Annotated in this window: 14 protein-coding genes and 1 pseudogene; 6 read left to right on the top strand and 9 right to left on the bottom strand. The window is 64.7% G+C overall.

What is annotated here, in order from left to right; all coding sequences use genetic code 11:
* Positions 1-463 precede the first annotated feature (463 nt).
* Entirely contained in the window at positions 464-2,089 is a 1,626-nt protein-coding gene (locus AB4068_RS03595; RefSeq protein ID WP_441432692.1) for a phospholipase D family protein, read from the bottom strand.
* Positions 2,090-2,197: 108 nt separating this feature from the next.
* Between AB4068_RS03595 and AB4068_RS03590 the strand changes: the two genes are divergently transcribed.
* From AB4068_RS03590 to AB4068_RS03575, 4 genes and pseudogenes are all read left to right on the top strand, one after another.
* On the top strand, positions 2,198-3,055 hold the full coding sequence (locus tag AB4068_RS03590) for a phosphatase PAP2 family protein (protein WP_441432691.1): 858 nt from the start codon (positions 2,198-2,200) through the stop codon (positions 3,053-3,055).
* Between the two features lie 127 nt (positions 3,056-3,182).
* A pseudogene (locus AB4068_RS03585) lies at positions 3,183-4,484 on the top strand (alkaline phosphatase family protein); the annotation flags it as partial.
* A gap of 183 nt (positions 4,485-4,667) precedes the next feature.
* Complete coding sequence (locus AB4068_RS03580) at positions 4,668-5,243, top strand: phospholipase domain-containing protein (RefSeq protein WP_441432780.1); 576 nt, start codon at positions 4,668-4,670, stop codon at positions 5,241-5,243.
* Positions 5,244-5,471: 228 nt separating this feature from the next.
* Positions 5,472-6,689, top strand: coding sequence for a hypothetical protein (locus tag AB4068_RS03575; protein ID WP_441432690.1), 1,218 nt, complete (start codon positions 5,472-5,474; stop codon positions 6,687-6,689).
* 630 nt (positions 6,690-7,319) lie between these two features.
* Here AB4068_RS03575 and AB4068_RS03570 read toward each other — a convergent pair.
* The 5 genes from AB4068_RS03570 to AB4068_RS03550 are packed head-to-tail and all read right to left on the bottom strand — an operon-like array spanning position 7,320 to position 12,148.
* Positions 7,320-8,375: an SIS domain-containing protein gene (locus AB4068_RS03570; protein WP_441432689.1), complete on the bottom strand. Its 1,056-nt coding sequence runs from the start codon at positions 8,373-8,375 to the stop codon at positions 7,320-7,322.
* Positions 8,372-9,151, bottom strand: a complete 780-nt coding sequence (locus AB4068_RS03565) for an ATP-binding cassette domain-containing protein (protein WP_441432688.1) — start codon at positions 9,149-9,151, stop codon at positions 8,372-8,374. Before AB4068_RS03565 ends, AB4068_RS03570 begins: the two co-directional genes overlap by 4 nt.
* Positions 9,148-10,374 (bottom strand): alanine racemase, encoded by a 1,227-nt coding sequence (locus tag AB4068_RS03560; protein ID WP_441432687.1) that lies wholly within the window; start codon positions 10,372-10,374, stop codon positions 9,148-9,150. The genes AB4068_RS03565 and AB4068_RS03560 overlap by 4 nt, the downstream gene beginning before the upstream one ends.
* Before the next feature lie 8 nt (positions 10,375-10,382).
* Positions 10,383-11,363 carry an ABC transporter permease gene (locus tag AB4068_RS03555; RefSeq protein WP_284984937.1) on the bottom strand — a complete coding sequence of 327 codons (981 nt, stop codon included), beginning with the start codon at positions 11,361-11,363 and terminating at the stop codon, positions 10,383-10,385.
* Positions 11,360-12,148 carry an ROK family protein gene (locus AB4068_RS03550; protein WP_441432779.1) on the bottom strand — a complete coding sequence of 263 codons (789 nt, stop codon included), beginning with the start codon at positions 12,146-12,148 and terminating at the stop codon, positions 11,360-11,362. The genes AB4068_RS03555 and AB4068_RS03550 overlap by 4 nt, the downstream gene beginning before the upstream one ends.
* On the opposite strand from AB4068_RS03550, the gene AB4068_RS03545 reads away from it, so the two are divergent.
* Both AB4068_RS03545 and brxL read left to right on the top strand, forming a co-directional pair.
* Complete coding sequence (locus tag AB4068_RS03545) at positions 12,147-12,542, top strand: hypothetical protein (protein WP_441432686.1); 396 nt, start codon at positions 12,147-12,149, stop codon at positions 12,540-12,542. The two genes, AB4068_RS03550 and AB4068_RS03545, sit on opposite strands and share 2 nt — an antisense overlap.
* On the top strand, positions 12,539-14,596 hold the full coding sequence (brxL, locus tag AB4068_RS03540; RefSeq protein WP_441432685.1) for a protease Lon-related BREX system protein BrxL: 2,058 nt from the start codon (positions 12,539-12,541) through the stop codon (positions 14,594-14,596). The genes AB4068_RS03545 and brxL overlap by 4 nt, the downstream gene beginning before the upstream one ends.
* A gap of 286 nt (positions 14,597-14,882) precedes the next feature.
* On the opposite strand, the gene AB4068_RS03535 is transcribed toward brxL, so the two are convergent.
* From AB4068_RS03535 to AB4068_RS03525, 3 genes are all read right to left on the bottom strand, one after another.
* Positions 14,883-15,143 (bottom strand): hypothetical protein, encoded by a 261-nt coding sequence (locus AB4068_RS03535; RefSeq protein ID WP_441432684.1) that lies wholly within the window; start codon positions 15,141-15,143, stop codon positions 14,883-14,885.
* A 172-nt stretch (positions 15,144-15,315) separates the two neighbouring features.
* Positions 15,316-15,888: a recombinase family protein gene (locus tag AB4068_RS03530; RefSeq protein ID WP_441432683.1), complete on the bottom strand. Its 573-nt coding sequence runs from the start codon at positions 15,886-15,888 to the stop codon at positions 15,316-15,318.
* Positions 15,889-16,065: 177 nt separating this feature from the next.
* The gene (locus tag AB4068_RS03525; protein ID WP_160667765.1) at positions 16,066-16,533 is read right to left on the bottom strand and encodes a hypothetical protein; all 468 of its coding nucleotides are present in this window, start codon (positions 16,531-16,533) and stop codon (positions 16,066-16,068) included.
* Between the last annotated feature and the right edge of the window lie 27 nt (positions 16,534-16,560).

Below are 16,560 nucleotides of genomic sequence, written 5' to 3'. Positions count from 1 at the left end.
GCCACTCGGGCGGTGCCCAGCCTGAGGGAACCTGATGGTTGTCCTTTGTACCGCATCGTGCACAGCTGTAGCTTGCCGACGGCGGCCGCAATCCGCTGCCATCGGCCGCATAGACCGCCGGAACATATTCATGGAATGTCAGGGGAAACCCCGGGCCGCACCGCCCGCAAGCCGGCACCCTTGGCAGCGCTGCGGGAATACAGGGACGATGGGTGGCAATTCGATGTCCAGCACGAGCAAGCGTCATGTTTCTCCCTCACGTCTTCATCGGTCGGGAATCGGCGTCGGCCAGATCCCCGAATTCAAAGTTCATTCCCGAGCGCCCACATCGTGTTGATGAACCCAGTCGGGCAGCCGGCGGGTAGTGGGTCAAACCCTATGCCAGGATTCACAGAAGGGCCATGGGCAAGCCGGAAGAGATGGTTCGCAATCAGTTATGCCGGGCCGCTTCGGCCCAGCTTGCCTAGAACCGGGTAGTGCCGCGCAGCCGGCGGGGACGGCCGTCCGGGTCCACGACGAAACGGCTGAGCGGATCCGCCCAGAGGCGCTGGAGGAAGGACACCGGTTCCGCGGTGTGGCGCCGCACGTTTCCGGTCGGACGGGGCGAGCGGCGCCCGGATTCATGCCAGTGGTCGAGGGCGCCGGCGCTGGCTTTCCACAGCCTGAGCCCCGCCGCCGGGTCGTGGAGTTGGGGATCGTCCTCCTCCAAACCCAGGTGTTCGGCCCAGAGTTGGAGCCGGAGCCCGCGGGCCAGCGGCCGGGAAGCGTGGCCGGCGCCAATGTCGTGGCCGTCAGCGCCGGGCGACTCTCCGTTGCCGGCGGTGGCGTCGAATACGGCGCAGGTGAGCTCGCTATCGGTGGTCCAGGACCGGCGGTTGAAATTGTCCGAGCCGCAGGTGAACCACATGTCGTCGATGATGCAGATCTTGGCATGGACGTAGATCGGAGTTCCCGAGCTGTTCTCCAGGTCGAACACTCCGACCCTGTCGGGTGCCGTCTGGTGCAACATCCTCAGGGCGCGAAGTTGACCGATCCGGCTTGCCGGTCCTACCAGAGGGCCGTCGGAGTCGGGGTAGCGGGGAACGACGGCGATCACGTTCAAGTCGGGGTTCCGCTCGAGGGCCCCGGCGATTCCGGCTGCAACTTCTGTCGACCACAAGTACTGGTCCTCGATGTAGATCAGCGAGCGGGCTCGGGCGAAGGCTTTTGCGTAACCGAGGGCAATGCTGCGTTCGCCTTCGGGTGCAAACGGGAACGGGGGACGTTTCACGCCGTAGGTGCGCAGTAGCTGCACTGCATGAGGACCGGCCGGTGGTGGCGGCGGGGCGGCAGCCGGGAGCGGTTCGGGGTGCCGGGGCATGCGGGCCAGGCGTTGCTGCAGTATCCGGTACGGGGTACCGCGGTCCAAGGGATGGGGGTCGTTCCACCGTTCAGCGAACACTGCGAGCACATCCGCAACCACGGGGCCACGCAGCTCGAGTGCGGCATCGTGCCACGGAGGCCGTTTCCCGTATCTGGGATCCATGGTTACCGCTTGCGGGTCTCCCCCATGGTCGGCGCCGTCCCGTCGGCTGTGGGAAAGGTCGAGCCCGCCAATGAACGCGACATCCCGCGAAGGATCGTCACGACGGCGGATGACGAACAACTTCTGGTGGTGGGAGCCGAACATTCGGACGCGCTGATCCAAAAGCACTTCTCCGCCGGCGTCGTTGATCTTGCGGGTAAGAAGCTCGTTGGATCGGCCGCTCATCGGAGCCGATACCCGCTCTCCATGGGATCTCCAGACAAGGCCCCGCACTTCCACCCCCGAGCGTGCCAACCCCGCTAGCAGATCCCCGATCGTCGGTCCGTCCGCCAGTAGCCGCTCGTCGGCGTCGCCACGCCAGTCGGTGAACCACACCCRGTCTCCCGCCTGAAGCGCGGTCAACTCCTCATGCAGTCGGGCAAAATAGCTCGCTCCATGAATCAAGGGCCGCACGAGGTTGCCCTCCGACCATGCCGGAGCCCCGGCACCGCCCGCGTGCACGTCCGTGGCCAGATTCCCCCGCTCAGCACGGCTCAGGAACCAGCTATCAGCGTCATTGTCCACTCCGTGCTCCTTCCCGGCGCCCGAGGCCAATCCTCTGGATCCGGACTTCAAACAGCCTAGAAGGTAACCTTACTGATCAAATCCATGCACGATGTGAGGCGGAAGACAATGGGCGTTCACCCCGAAGGCACATCGGACGAAGATTCAGCCGGAGGCAAAAGCGAGCTCAGCGACGACCGGTTTGTCGGCGACGCTGACCTGGCCCGGTGGAAGACCCCCGCCGGAAGGTGGCTCGCCTCCCGCGCACAACGCCTCAGCGCCCGTCTCGGCGCGTACGGTGCGCTGATCCTGGTCCTCGCTGCGGGAGCCGTCGTGGCATCACTGCTGGCCTTCGCGACCGGCGAGGTGTACGAGGCAGTGACGGAAGCAGATGGCGTGGCCGCCCTGGACCACCCGGTCCTGGAGGCGGCGATGACCTTGCGCAGCCCAGCACTCGACGCCGCCGCCACTGCCTACACCGATCTAGGCGGAGGAATCGGGATGCCGATCCTGGCCGCGATCGCCACCTCCGTCCTGGTCCTCCGGCGCCGCTCCTGGACCCCTGCGATCCTCATTGTCACTGCGGCTGCCGGCTCCCTGCTCATGACAATCGCCGGCAAGCAGCTCATCGGCCGTGCCCGGCCGCCGCTCATCGACGCCGTGCCGCCCTACGAGTATTCCCCCTCGTTTCCCAGTGGGCATTCGCTGAACTCGTTCGTCATCGCTGGAATCATCGCCTACCTGGTCATCCTGCGTTGCCGCTCCCGCCGGGCCCGAGCCTGGACCGTGACCGCCGCGGCCCTCTTCGCCCTGACCATCGGCCTCAGCCGGGTGTTCCTGGGCCACCACTGGCTCACGGATGTCCTGGCGGCCTGGACCCTCGGTGCCGCCTGGCTGGTCCTGGTCATCACTGCCCACCGCCTTTATCTCACCGCCCGAAAGACGGAAAAGCTCAGCCACTCCCCGGGCGGGACTCCAGGCGGATGAACGCCGGTTCCGGCGCAGCGGCCGCATGTTGCCCCAAAATTTGCCTTTCCGGCACTTAACTTTTGCCTGGCGCTGGAAGAGTCGGTCGGGGGTTTTCGTCAGCTAAGCCAAGCACTGGGAGCAGCTCATGTCAGGTCTCAACCGTCGGCGTTTTCTTCAACTATCCGGGGCCAGCGCAGCCACCGCAGCAATCGCTGAGATGCTCGGCGAGAGCATCGCTCGCGCCGCGACCATCCCGGCCAACCGTGCCACCGGCTCGATCAAGGATGTCGAGCACGTCATCGTCTTCATGCAGGAGAACCGTGCCTTCGACCACTACTTCGGCACGCTCAAGGGCGTGCGTGGGTTCGGAGACCCGCATCCGGCCATCCTCCCGAGCGGAAAGGACGCGTTCGCGCAGAACAACGGGACGCGGGACATCCTCCCGTACCACCCAGCCGCACCGAATCTCGGCATGCAGTTCATGGAAGACCTCGACCACTCGTGGAAGCTCACCCACGAGGCCTTCAACGTAGGCAAGTACGACAAGTGGCTCCCCGCCAAGTCCGAGGCCACCATGGCGTTCTACGAGCGCGGCGACGTCCCGTTCCACTTCGCCCTCGCGGACGCGTTCACCATCTGCGACCAGTACCACTGCTCGCTGCTTGGCCCCACGGACCCCAACCGCTACTACATGTTCACGGGCTGGGACGGCAACGACTACAAAGCCGGCGGCCCCGACCTGTGGAACGCCGAGGTCGGCTACTCGTGGAGCTCATAACCCGAGGAGCTCGAGAAGGTCGGCGTGAGCTGGAAGGTGTACCAGGACGTCGGCGACGGCCTCACGGCTGCGGGCTACTGGGGCTGGACGGGCGACCCTTACATCGGCAACTACGGCGACAACTCGCTCCTCTACCTCACGCAGTACCAGCACTCGAAGCCCGGCAGCCCGCTCCACGAGAAGGCGCTGACCGGCACGAACGCGAAGGCCGGCGACGACCTGTTCCGGATCTTCCGCGAGGACGTCGCGGGCGGGAAGCTCCCGCAGGTCTCATACGTCGTGGCCCCCGAGGCGTACACCGAGCACTCGAACTGGCCGCCGAACTTCGGAGCCTGGTATACGGCGAACATCCTCAACATCCTTACCTCCAACCCGGATGTCTGGAGCAAGACGGCCGTGTTCTTCATGTACGACGAGAACGACGGCTTCTTCGACCACGTCGTGCCGCCGCACCCCAACACCTCGCAGATCCCGGGCGCATCCACGGTTTCGACCGCGGGCGAGTGGTACGACGGCCGGATGACGTTCTCAGGCATCGCCGACGTCCCGGGCCATTACGGTCTCGGCGTGCGCGTGCCGATGCTGGTCGTCTCGCCGTGGAGCATGGGCGGATGGGTGTGCTCGGAGACGTTCGACCATACGTCGATCGTGCGCTTCCTCGAGTCGCGCTTCGGGGTGAAGTCCCCCAACATCTCGCCGTGGCGCCGCGCAGTGTGTGGTGACCTCACGAGCGCGTTCGACTTCACGGCGAACGGGGGTGCGGCCCCGGCCCTGCCCGACACCTCGGCATTCAAGCCCGCGGACCACAACCGGCACCCGAGCTACGTGCCGACGCCTCCCGCAGTGAACTCGATGCCGGCCCAGGAGAAGGGCACGCGCCCGTCGCGCCCGCTCGGATACGCGCTCGACGTCGAGGTCTCGATGTCGAGCGGCAAGCTCTCCGCCCGCTGGTCGAACGCCGGGGCGATCGGCGCACACGTGCAGGTCCGCTCGAATCTCCTTCCGGCGGGCCCGTACTCGTACACGATCGGCTCGGGTGCGGCCCTCGACGCCGCGTGGGCGCTTGGCGCCGAGTACGACGTGCAAATGCATGGCCCGGCAGGTTGGTACCGCCGTTTTGCAGGCACGACGGCGGCCGCGGACATCCGTGCGACCGTCACCCGCGACGGCGTGTCCGGCCACGCGCAGTTCCGGATCGAGAACACCGGCACGGCCGCGGCCGCCCTCACGCTCACCGACGCGTATGGCGCCGGGTCGCAGGCCCTCGGCCTCAACCCAGGCCAGGCCAAAACCGTGGTGATCCCGACGCAGGGCGGCTGGTACGACCTCAACATCACCGCCGCGGCGGATCCGAAGCTCGTTCGAGTCCTCGCGGGACGCCTCGACGACGGCCGGGCGCTCACCTCCGATCCGCAACTGGGCAGATAACGGGCGGTCACCCGAAAGCAGCAACGTGCCCACCTTCGTCTGGATCGGTCCCAACCAGTTCTAGATCGGTCAACATTAGACCAGATCACGGTGTCGGCCCCTCGCAGATTATGCGATAGTTTGCCGTAAGAACGGGGGCACCATTCGCGGCGGGGGGAACGGAATGACCTACATCTGTGGACACACCTCAGCTCGGGCTCCAGGCGATGTTCCTGCCGAGATGCCCGCATGAAGGCCGGCACTCTCCGGGAGTCGATGATGGAAGCGGCCGCTGACCGCTGGCTCAGCGCTTCCGACTTAGTCGCCGCCGCACGGAGCACTGGTGTTCTTTCGGATCATCGACGGGCCAGGGAACTCACCCTCGAAGCGATCAAAGAGCTGGTTGCCGAAGAATTATTGGTCGCGGGAGCATTCGGAACCGGCCGGTATATGCCTTGGACGCTGACAGGCACGGATGCGGCGCGCAAGGTCGAGGGCGAGTGGAACACGAGCGCCATGTCCCGCACATGGTTCACGGCAAAGGCCAACCTGACCTCGTCCGAGCTCGGCGATCTTCCACAGAGAACCCCTCGCCACTCTGCACGCGAAACCGCCGAGGATCCGCTGGCGGTCACGGGCAGCGAGGCGACGGGACCCTGGGTCCAGGTCACCAGGGAAACCCGTATAGCGGCGACCATCCCGCCAGACTCCGCGCCTCCGGCGTGGAAAGGAAGCTGGCTTCGCAGGAGGCTTTGGCTCAAACGAGCCGCCGCCGTGTTCGTCATCGCATCTGTCTCAGGCTGGCTCGGATGGGCCGTCATCGCGGGGATCAAACACACACTCGCCAGCTACACCAAGATCGACGGGACAGTCACGGCACAAACCGATACCTCGGCACGCCGCGTTTCCTCGTGTCAGCTGGACGTGGACTACTCAGTCGGCGGCCGCCAACTGCATAGCGTCGCCAAAGTCAACGCGAACTGCCATACTCTGCCGGGCCCGGGGTTCCCGACAACTATCGACGTCGACACAACCGATCCCCAAGACATATGGATCGACGGCGCCAACGATGCGAACCATCCCGATCCGTCGGCCTTGGCGATATTTCTGCTAATACTGCCGCCCGCAATCGCCCTCGTACTCAGGAACGAGCTCGGAGACTATGGCAGAATCCGGAAACTGCTCGCCTCTGGAGCCCAGTGGCGGCAGGTCGAGGTCACCGTCACACGGAAAACCGCCGGTCGAGAGGGCGTCATTATCCGGCTCGAAGGAAAGGACCCCGCAGGAAACCGGCGCTCGTTCTATATCTTGTCCCGATTTGTGAGCCTGATCGGCCACGCCAGCAAAGGCGACAAAGCAAGCCTCAAGCTCATCGCGGACGGCGAAGGGCGGGCGCTCATCCGGAGACCCGATACCGGCCGAATACGCGTTGCGCGCATCAGCAGATCGAGTTGGCCACTAGGTTAGGGCGACCGGCTATTGGTCGGGCGCACCGCGAAATTGGTAACGCGCAGGTCAAAGCCAAACTAAGCGCCCCCTGTCGGATTCGAACCGACGACCCCCGATTTAGGCCCAGTCCCTTTGCTTACCCGTGATCTGGTGGTTTTCGCCAGGATTCTCGGGGTTTTGGAGGCAACGATGGGCGATGATTTGTCATTGGTTGCCGCTCATTAGGGTGAGTTAAAGGTGAGTCGGTCGCAATTGGGGGCCGCCTGGCTCTGTCTGGCATTCCGTCCGATACCCGGGGCAGGACGAGGACGATAATGCACTCCTGGCGTCATGCCGCGTTTGCAACGGCCGGCCTCTGGTGTTGCTGGTTACCCACAGCCAGGGCGGGGATACGCCGCAATGTCGTCGAACAGAACTTCAACGCCTTCACGCAATGGCGCGGCCCTGGACGAGGCGTTCCGCGGCAGGAAAACTGGCGGCCTCGATGCTTGACCGCCTCGCGATACAGGTGGCAGCCAGCCGGGTTGAACGACAATTACCACCGATGACGAAGCCTCGATCCGGCTGTTAGCCGGATTCGCCACACGGCGTTGAACGCCGGCCACTCGTTGACCTCGGGACTCTTTCGGGCGGATGTGGTGGCGCGGATTAGTGGGTCTTGGTGACTTTGGCGAGACCGACTGGACTGTCTGGGTCGAGTCCGCGGCGTAGTGCCAGTTCCAGGGCCAGTCTCTGCAGCGGGAGAATGTCGACGAGCGGCGACAGTTCGGTCGACACCGTGGCGCTCGGCACCTGGACCTGGGCGGCCGCGATTGTCCGGCCGCCCAGCTCAGCGACGAGCCCGCCGAGCCGGGTGGCCGCTTCGGCGAAGGAGATGACGGAGTCGCGGCCTGCGTCGCCGCGCGTCAACGCGATGATGCCCGCGCCAGGCACGACTTGCCCGAGCGGGCCATGGGTCGCATCGGCGGCGCTCCAGCCCGAGGCTGCGATCGCGTTCGTCTCCATGAGCTTGAGGGCACCCTCCTTCGCGGTGGCCATCCCGTAGCCTCGGCCGACGATGAGGATGCGTTCGCGGCCCTCGAAGGCATCGACCAGCTCGTCGAGTGGCTGACCGAGGACTGCGATCGCCTCCTCCGCTGTCGCACGGACGCGAGTTCCGATGTCGTCCCAATCGAGGCCGGCGACGCGGAACACCACGAGTGCGATGGCCAAGAGCTCCGCGGTGTATGTCTTGGTCGCGGCAACTGAGAGTTCCGGCCCGGCCGCGAGCGGAATATGAACGCGCCCGAGTGCGGCGAGGGCGCTCCGGGAATCGTTGGTGATCGCGACGATGGGCACGCCCGCTTCGGCAATGGATTCGGCGGTCGCGAGCAGGTCCGGGGACTGGCCCGATTGGGAAACGGCGACGGCGACAGTCGAGGGGTAGCGGAGGCTCGTGTCGAACGCGGTCACCGTTGCCGGGGTCGCCAGCATGGCCGGGATGTGAAGAAGGTTGTGGACGAGGTATTGGCCGTACATCGCGGCATGGTCGCTTGACCCTCGTGCCACGAAGACGAGCAATTCTGGTTGGGTTTCACGGATCAGGTCGGCGGCGGCGTCGATGGCGACCCGCTGGTCATCAAGCAGGTCGATCCAGCGGCTGGGCTGCTCGGCGATCTCCGCCCGCATTAGTGCCCCGGGCCCGTCGATGATCGCCGCGCTCACGAAGCGAGCCCCGTGATCATCGAGATCAGCTCATTGTGGGACGTGTCGGCGACGCGCCGGGTTCCCACCTGTGTCCCGCGTCGGAGGACGGTAACCCGGTCGGCGATGCGGAAGACCTGCTCCATGTTGTGGCTGACGACGAGTACGGCGGCGCCGCGCTCCTTGAGTTTGAGGATGGTCTCCTCGACCTTCGCGGTCTCGGCCACCCCCAAGGCCGCCGTCGGTTCATCCATGAGCACAAGGCTGCTGGCCCAATGGGTAGCGCGAGCGATGGCTATGCCCTGTCGTTGGCCGCCCGAAAGGTCGCTGAGCGTCGATTTCGCAGAGGGGATGCGCACATCCAGCTCGTCGACGAGCGCCTGCGTGCGCGTTGCCATCCCCTTGCGATCGAGCGTGCCGAACGGCGGCTTGCGCAGTTCGCGGCCGAGGAACAGGTTCATGTACACCGGCTGGAGGTCGACGAGTGCGAGATCCTGGTAGACGACCTCGACCCCCTTCGTGCGTGCATCGGAGGCGTCGCGAAAGATGGTTCGTTCCCCGTTCAACCAGATCTCCCCGTCGGTGGGCTGGTAGAGGCCGGAGATGATCTTGACGAGCGTCGATTTGCCGGCGCCGTTGTCGCCGACAAGCGCGACGATCTCGCCTGGCTCGATCTCGAGGTCGAACCGCTTGATGGCGACGATGCCGCCGAAGTGCTTGCTGATGCCGTCGAGCCGTAGCGGCTTGACCGTTCCGTCGTCGGGTTTCGGCGTGGATGTGGGGTCTGCGGTGATCATGCTGTCCTCCTGGGTGCAGCGAGTGTGTCGGAGATGGTGAGGGGTGCTGAGCCGTCGGAAGACCAGATACCGGCGACCGTCGGCGTTCCGGTGGAGAGGCCCGCAATGCCGGCGGTGAGGGCGCGGGTGACGAACACTTGGGGGCGGAACCCGAACAGCACGGTGTCGCCTGGTTGTGCGCGGTGGTCGCCGAGGGGAACGGTGGCGTAATAGTCGATCGCGTCGGCTGCCGGCATGTCCACCCGTAGCTCGGGCGCGGTGACCGCGTTGGTATCCGGCGCCACAAGGAGTGCTGTTGTCGTCGAGCCACCGAGCACCGGATCGACGTAGAGGCCACCGCCGAAGACGTAGGCGTCGCCGTTCCAGAGGTGGGAGACCTCGGAGACATAGGCGATGGCGGGTTCCTCCACGAGGTCCTGCACCGCGTGGATCGGAGTGGTGCCCGTCAGGCCGTGTCCCGGTTCCACTTGGGTGGCTCCGGCCTCGGCGAGCGTTGCCAGGATGGAAACGGAGGTCGTTCCTGGCGCGTTCACCTGCACATCCCGGCGGCCCGCTCGTTCCAGTTCCCGCAAGGCCGTGGTGAGCGTGGCGAGGTTCGGAGTGGAGCGTGCGCCACCCGTTGTGGCGTCGAAGAGCGTTGCGGGGAAGGTGGTGATGCCAGCGAACCGAACGCCATCAATGGCATCGATCCGGTCGGCAGCGCCCACGACGTCGCTGGCGTCGAACCCGCCCTCGTGTCCGCGATAGAACCGATCGCCCGGGGCCTGGATACGCAACAGTACGTCTTGGACCCGGCCGTGCGCCATAGCGGCAGCGCCGGCTTCAGCTGCCTTCGTTTCCGAGAAAACCGTCCAGTAGAGCGGTTCGAGCGCGGCGGCCTCGGCGGCGCGATGCTTGGGAATCTGGACGAGGTGGCCCAGATGACCGATTCGGAGGCCGCCGGTCGCAGCGGCGATCGCGCACTCGAGGTCCACCCCGACCGCCTTGTCGATGCCGCCGGCGGCGATCGCCCGGGAGGCGTCCGGGTTGCGCCCGATCTGTTTCGTCATGGCGAAGGGCTTCAGGGCGAGTCTGCTGGCTTCGGCCGAGATGGCGGCCGCGTTTCGCGTCACCGCGTCGAGGTCGATCACATAGGTGTTGGCCGGGATCTGACCGTTCTGGTGGAACCGGGCGGCCGCTTGCAGGAGCGCCGGGTTGCGGCGGCGAAGGAGGTCTACGAACATCGGGAGGCCTAACTGTTCTTCTTGGCGCGGAGAGAGAGGGAGACGGCGGCGAGGATGATGATGCCGCGCACGATTAGCTGCTGTGCCACGTTGAGGCCGCCCAGGAGCAGACCGTAGTTGATCATGCTCATGAACAGGCTGCCGACAAGGGCTCCGATGATGGAGCCCTTGCCTCCGGTGAGGGAGGTGCCCCCGACGATGACCGCGGCGAGCACGCTCATCAGGTCGGAGCTGCCGAGCGTGTACGTCGCGCCGGCAAGACGACCCGCGTAGAGGAGGCCGGCCAGGGCCGCCGCCATGCCGCTCACGATGAAGACGACCATTTTCACGCGGTTCACTCGGATGCCGCTCACCGCCGCTGCCGACGATTTGTTGCCCACTGCGAGTACGTGCGCGCCGAACGAGCGCTGACGGAGCACGTGCCAGCCGATGGCGACGATCACGACTGTCCACCAGATCAGAATGGGGATTCCGAGAAGCGTGCCGCCGCCGAACAGCCAACCGAAGGCGCTGTTCGTGACCGGAACCGATTGCAGGTTGGTCGCCTGCTGGGCGAGTCCGGCCACCAGGCCCATCGTGGCCAGAGTGACCAGGAAGGATGGCAGACGCACCAGAGTGATGAAGATCCCGTTGACCGCGCCGACCCCAGCGCCGATGGCGAGTCCGGCCAACGCGGCCAACCACCATTGGTGGGTCGCCTGCAGCGTCACGGCCGACCCGAGGGACGCTAGTGCGACGGTGGAACCGATGGAGAGGTCGATTTCACCGACACTCAAGACGAACACCGCGCCGACCGCCATCACGGTGATGGGGGCGGCCTGGGTGATGATGTTGACCAGGGTTGTGGTGTTGAGGAAGTTGCCGGCCTGGGTGATGGCGAAGTAGGCGAAGACGACTACGAAGCCGATGTAGACGACATACTGCCTCCAATCGATGTGCCGGAGGACGTCGCTGGCCGTCCCTGTCTTGACGTGGGTCGTGATGGTCATGATGCTTCTCTTTCCTGTGGCTGGAGGGCCTTGTCGATGGCCAGGCGCACGGCGCCTGCGATGGGGGCGCGGGGGCCGAGCCGGCTGATGGCGACCTTGAGGTCGCCTCGGCCGAGGCGCGTCATCCACGCGCGGATGGGCGCGAGGAGTTCGATGCGGGTGCCGATTCCCCCGCCGAGGACGAAAAGTCCCGGGTTCACGACGGCGTCGACCGCGACGAGGGCATAGGCGATCCACTTCGCCTCCTCGTCGAGCGAGGCGGCCGCACGGGGGTCCCCGCGCCTGGCCCGGTCGAAGACCTCGACGGCATCGGGAGCGGCTTCGGGGGCGGCTGCGTCGGAGGAGGCCGTGTACCGGCGGCCGATGGCGTCGCCCGCAACTACCTCTTCGAGCGGACCGCGACGGTGGCTGGCGGGGTTCAGCGGGTCGGCACCAAACGGCAGGTACCCGATCTCCCCGGCGCCGCCGCTCACTCCGGCCCACAGCCGGCGGTCGAGGATGAGACCGACGCCGATGCCGGTGCCGACCGATACGAACGCGAAGCTGTCGTACGCGGAGCCGACGCCGTCGTGCAGTTCGCCGAGAGCGGCGACGTTGACATCGTTCTCCAGCACCACCGGATGCCCCAGCGCCTCCTCCAGGTCGGCTGCCAGGCTGAACCCGTCGAGCTCGCCGAGATTCGGCGCGCGCTCGAATCGGCCCGAGTCGCCGTCGGGAACGCCCGCTCCTCCGACCGCGGTGGCGACGACAGCCGATACATCGGCCTGGGATACGTCAGTCGATATGGTCAGCGCGCCCGGAGCCGCAGCCTTCGAGGCTGGAACCTACTACGAGCACGGGGGCTTGAGCCCCCAGGAGTGCGTCATACCGGTCATCGACGTTTCTACCCGCGAGGGTGCAACGGGGCCAGCACAGATTGAACGAATCCGTTGGACGGGGCAACGCTGTCGCATTGACTTTGAGCCGGCGGAGGCCGATGTCCAAGCAGAGGTTCGGCTTTCACCCGGGGACCCAAGCAGCACTGTCGGCGGCCCGAAGCCGCCATCGGAGCCAGGAGAGATCAAGGTGCTCGTCGACGAGGACCAGGCTGCGGGCGGCACTGTAGCGTACGTTGTGCTGATCGGGGCCGACGGTGCCGTAATTGCACAGCGCCAGACAACAGTGGGAGGCACCGAATGACCGAAGCGATCGTCCTCGACCAAATCGATGAACTGGCGGCTTCGGTCTTTGAGGGCTATGTGGTCCGCAAGGACCTTGCTCAACAGTTCAAGGGTGCCTACCCAGTACCGACCTACGTCGGTGAGTTCCTCATCGGCCGCTACTGCGCTACTACCGATCCCGAGGAAATCGAGGAGGGGCTGCAGATCGTGCGCCGGCTGCTCGCCGACCGCACGGTAAGGGCCGGGGAGGAGGAGCTGTTCAAATCGCGCGCTCGGGAACGCATGACGATTAAGCTCATCGACCTGGTCAAGGCCCGGCTGGACGCCAAGGCGAATGCATACCTCGCAGAGCTGCCGAGTCTCGGCATCAAGGACGTACGCATCGACGACGCCGTAGTCCGTGACAACGAGCGCATGCTAACTGGTGGCTTCTACGCCGAAGTGGACCTCTACTACGATGCTGTCATCGCCGATGAGAACAACGGCAAGCCCTTCGCCATCGGGTCGCTTCGGCCGATCCAACTCTCGACCCGTGATTCACTGGCTCGGTTGGCTGAAGGCCGCTCACGCTTCACGACTGAGCAGTGGAAGCACCTCCTGCTCCGGTCCGTGGGGTTTGAGCCGGAGAAACTCACGGACCGCGAGCAGGACGTTCTCCTGCTACGGATGGTCCCGTTCGTCCAACGCAACTTCAACATGGTTGAGCTGGGACCGCGCGGCACCGGCAAGTCGCACCTCTACCAACAGGTTTCGCCGTACGCCCACCTCATCAGCGGCGGCAAGGCGACCGTCGCCCGAATGTTCGTCAACAACGCGACGGGCCAGCGCGGGCTGGTCGCCCAGTACGACGTCGTCTGCTTTGACGAGGTCTCAGGCGTCTCCTTCGACCAGAAGGACGGCGTCAACATCATGAAGGGCTACATGGAGTCGGGTGAGTTCTCCCGGGGCCGAGAGTCGATCAGGGCTGATGGGTCAATCGTTCTGGTCGGAAACTTCGACGTGGATGTCGCTCACCAGCAAAGGATCGGTCATCTGCTCTCGCCGCTTCCGCCTGAGATGCGGGATGACACGGCGTTCATGGACCGAATCCACGCCTATCTGCCTGGCTGGGACGTCCCGAAGCTCAACCCTTCATATTTCACCCACCACTTCGGTCTAGTGAGCGACTTCCTCTCCGAGTGCTGGTCACGCCTCCGCGACCAATCTCGGCTGACATCGGTCCAAGGACGGGTTAACTATTCCGACGCTCTCTCCGGACGGGATCTGTCAGCGGTCAACAAGACGGTCGACGGCTTACTGAAGCTGGTCTATCCGGATGCCGAGGCGCCGATCCCTGACGAAGACCTTGAGTGGGCGGTCCGTATCGCGCTCGAATGTCGGCGTCGAGTCAAGGAACAGCAACGACGCATCGGTACGGCCGAGTTCCGCAATACCCAGTTCGGCTTTCGGATCGGCGAAGGAGTGGAACAATTCGTCTCAACCCCGGAGCTCGCAAGCCCCGACTCGATCGGATTGGATCCGCTCCCGCCGGGTCAGGTGTGGGCCATCGCCGAGGGCGGCGGAGAAGTCGGCGCTGGCCTTTACCGCATCGAAGCGACTGACACTCCGGGGGCTGGGGCACCTGGACTTCTCAACCAGGCAGCACCAGCTCCTCTCCGAGAAAGTTTCAAGGTCGCGGAGCAGAACCTTCTTGCCCAGGCACGCACTCTCGTCGGCGACCGCAATCCCCGCGAACACAACCTCACAGCGCAAGTCCGGGCACTAGACGCGGCGAAGTCCGGGGCTGGACTTGGCTTGCCGATCCTTCTTGCGCTGGCGTCCTCCATGCTTCAGCGATCCGTTCGAGGCGGCCTGATCGCGGTCGGTAATCTCTCGCTCGGCGGTGGTGTCGAGACCGTGCTCAACGCGGCCGCGCTTGCCGAGCATGCAATGGAAAAGGGTGCGTCGACGCTCCTGCTTCCCGTATCTGCTCGCCGGCAACTGCTTGATGTCAGCGACGAGGTGGCCACCAAGGTCTCGTTCCTGTTCTATAGCGACGCTCAGGACGCACTCGTGAAAGCACTAGACGAGTAAAGCAAAGCGTGACAGTGCTGCGCTTTCCCGGCACGACGACCCACCCTAATCAGGTCCTCGTGTCCGTGAGGCTGGCAAGCTGAGCTATCGTGACGGCTCGCTTTCACGATCTCCGGCCCCCTGCTGGTTGAGACTCCACGACCTTCGCCTACCCCGGGCCGCCTCGAGCAAATCCTGCGGGGCGATTTCCGAGCTCGGACTCGGCTGGGGACTTACGGTCTGCCAATGGCGATTTGTTGTCGATCGGTTGCCTGCTGTCCTGACGGAGCAAAATGAAAGAGTCACATCACAGGGGTTGCATTGTTAGAAAATCGTCTGGCGAAGTGTCCTCAAGCCCTTGCAGGACAAACTCGCGGCCAGGTCCGAGGATTTCTTCGATGCCCTCGATGAGTTTGCCCAGATGCCACAGGGAGACAGTACGGCCCGTCCCCACTTCCATTACAAAGACCATGGTCTGGCTGATCTGGTCCCGATAGTGCCAGACGTTGTTCCATGCAAGCCGGCCAGCGATGGCCTTGATTGCGGTACCCTCCTGCTCAGTCACCATCTTGCCTCCTCCCCCAAGCCGTGATTCTCATGCTCCACCCAAAGATATTGGCCTTACCCGAATGCCAGCGACGCCTGGCCTAGCTTCTACGAACTTGCCCGTGGTGAGGCGATCCTCGCCGCCGATGGTTCGCCTCATACCCCAGCAGGCCATCCAAAGACCTGCAAGCAGCTCATTTACGCGCGCGTTCGAGGGCGCGGTAGACCGTTCCCCTGGAAACCGAGAATAGCTCGGCGATCTCGCTGACGGTGTGTTCGCCCGCTGCGTGGAGTGACACCAGGTGTCCTTCTTGCTTCGGATTCAGCTTCGTCTGCCGCCCGCGGAGTTTTCCGTGGGCTTTAGCCACCTGCATTCCCTGGCGTGTCCGGGAGCGAATCAGGTCAGATTCGAACTCGGCCATCATTGCCAGAGTGTTGTAGAGGAGACGCGAGGTCGGGTCCTTCGGATCGTGGAGCGATGTGCCCAGCTGAAGGCTGACTCCCATTGCCGTTAGCTCCTCTACTATGTCGCGGGCGTCGGGCAATGACCGTGCGAGCCTGTCCAGCTTTGCGACGACAAGTACGTCCCCGCCTCTAACGGCGGCTAGCGCCTCACGAAGGCCTGGACGGTCCCTGTTGGTTCCTGTAAGCCCGTGGTCAACGTAGATGCGCGTCGCACCAAGCTCCTCAAGTAGTTGCCGCTGGGCGGCGAGGTCTTGCTGGGCCGTGCTGCACCTGGCATATCCGATCTTCATCTTCTTCTCCATCGTGTTCGTTTAGCCCCCGTTCACCGGACAGTTCATCGGACGGGTCTTACGGACGCAGTTATCGGGGTGATCTGCGGCGGGACTTGGTGTACCGGTAGCCGATCCCCTTACGGACGCCCGTCGCGGCCTGTTCGGCGTCCGCTTCCCACCCGTGGTTTCCTGCTCCGAGGAAGGCTGCTATACCTGCGCGGCGAGGTTCTTCAACAGCTGCCCTCGCCACTTGGGGTCCGTGAGAAGGAATGCGTGTGCCACGAAGATAGCGTCGACCGTTTTCGATTGCGCCAGGGAGATATGCTCCAGCTCCTCGATAAAGTCGACGAGCAGGCCTTTGGCAGCATCCTCGTCCTCATCCGGGTAAACGGCGGCGCAGAACTGGGAAGTCCAGAGGGTGGCCGCCGCCAGAGATTCGGTGCGGGCCGCGACATCACTGAAGAGGTAGCCGTCATCGCGCCAAGCCAACAGAATGTTTTGGTGATCAGCAACCCAGCCGGCCGGGTAGACCAGATTTGTAAGCCGGAGGGCTAGAGCCCCGAGATAAAGAACATCTTCAAGCATGTCGGGGATGACGCCGCCATATGGAGAACTGTCAATCCCTTCGGCCGCCCGGGCGATTGCTCCCGGATGATATTCGTACTGCTCGTACATGGTTCTCCTCGATCTCGGCTGATCCTC

Origin of the sequence: Arthrobacter sp. 2RAF22, from assembly GCF_052115325.1 — a bacterium.
Taxonomy (GTDB): Bacteria; Actinomycetota; Actinomycetes; order Actinomycetales; family Micrococcaceae; genus Arthrobacter.
This window is presented reverse-complemented; position numbering and strand designations above follow the sequence as displayed.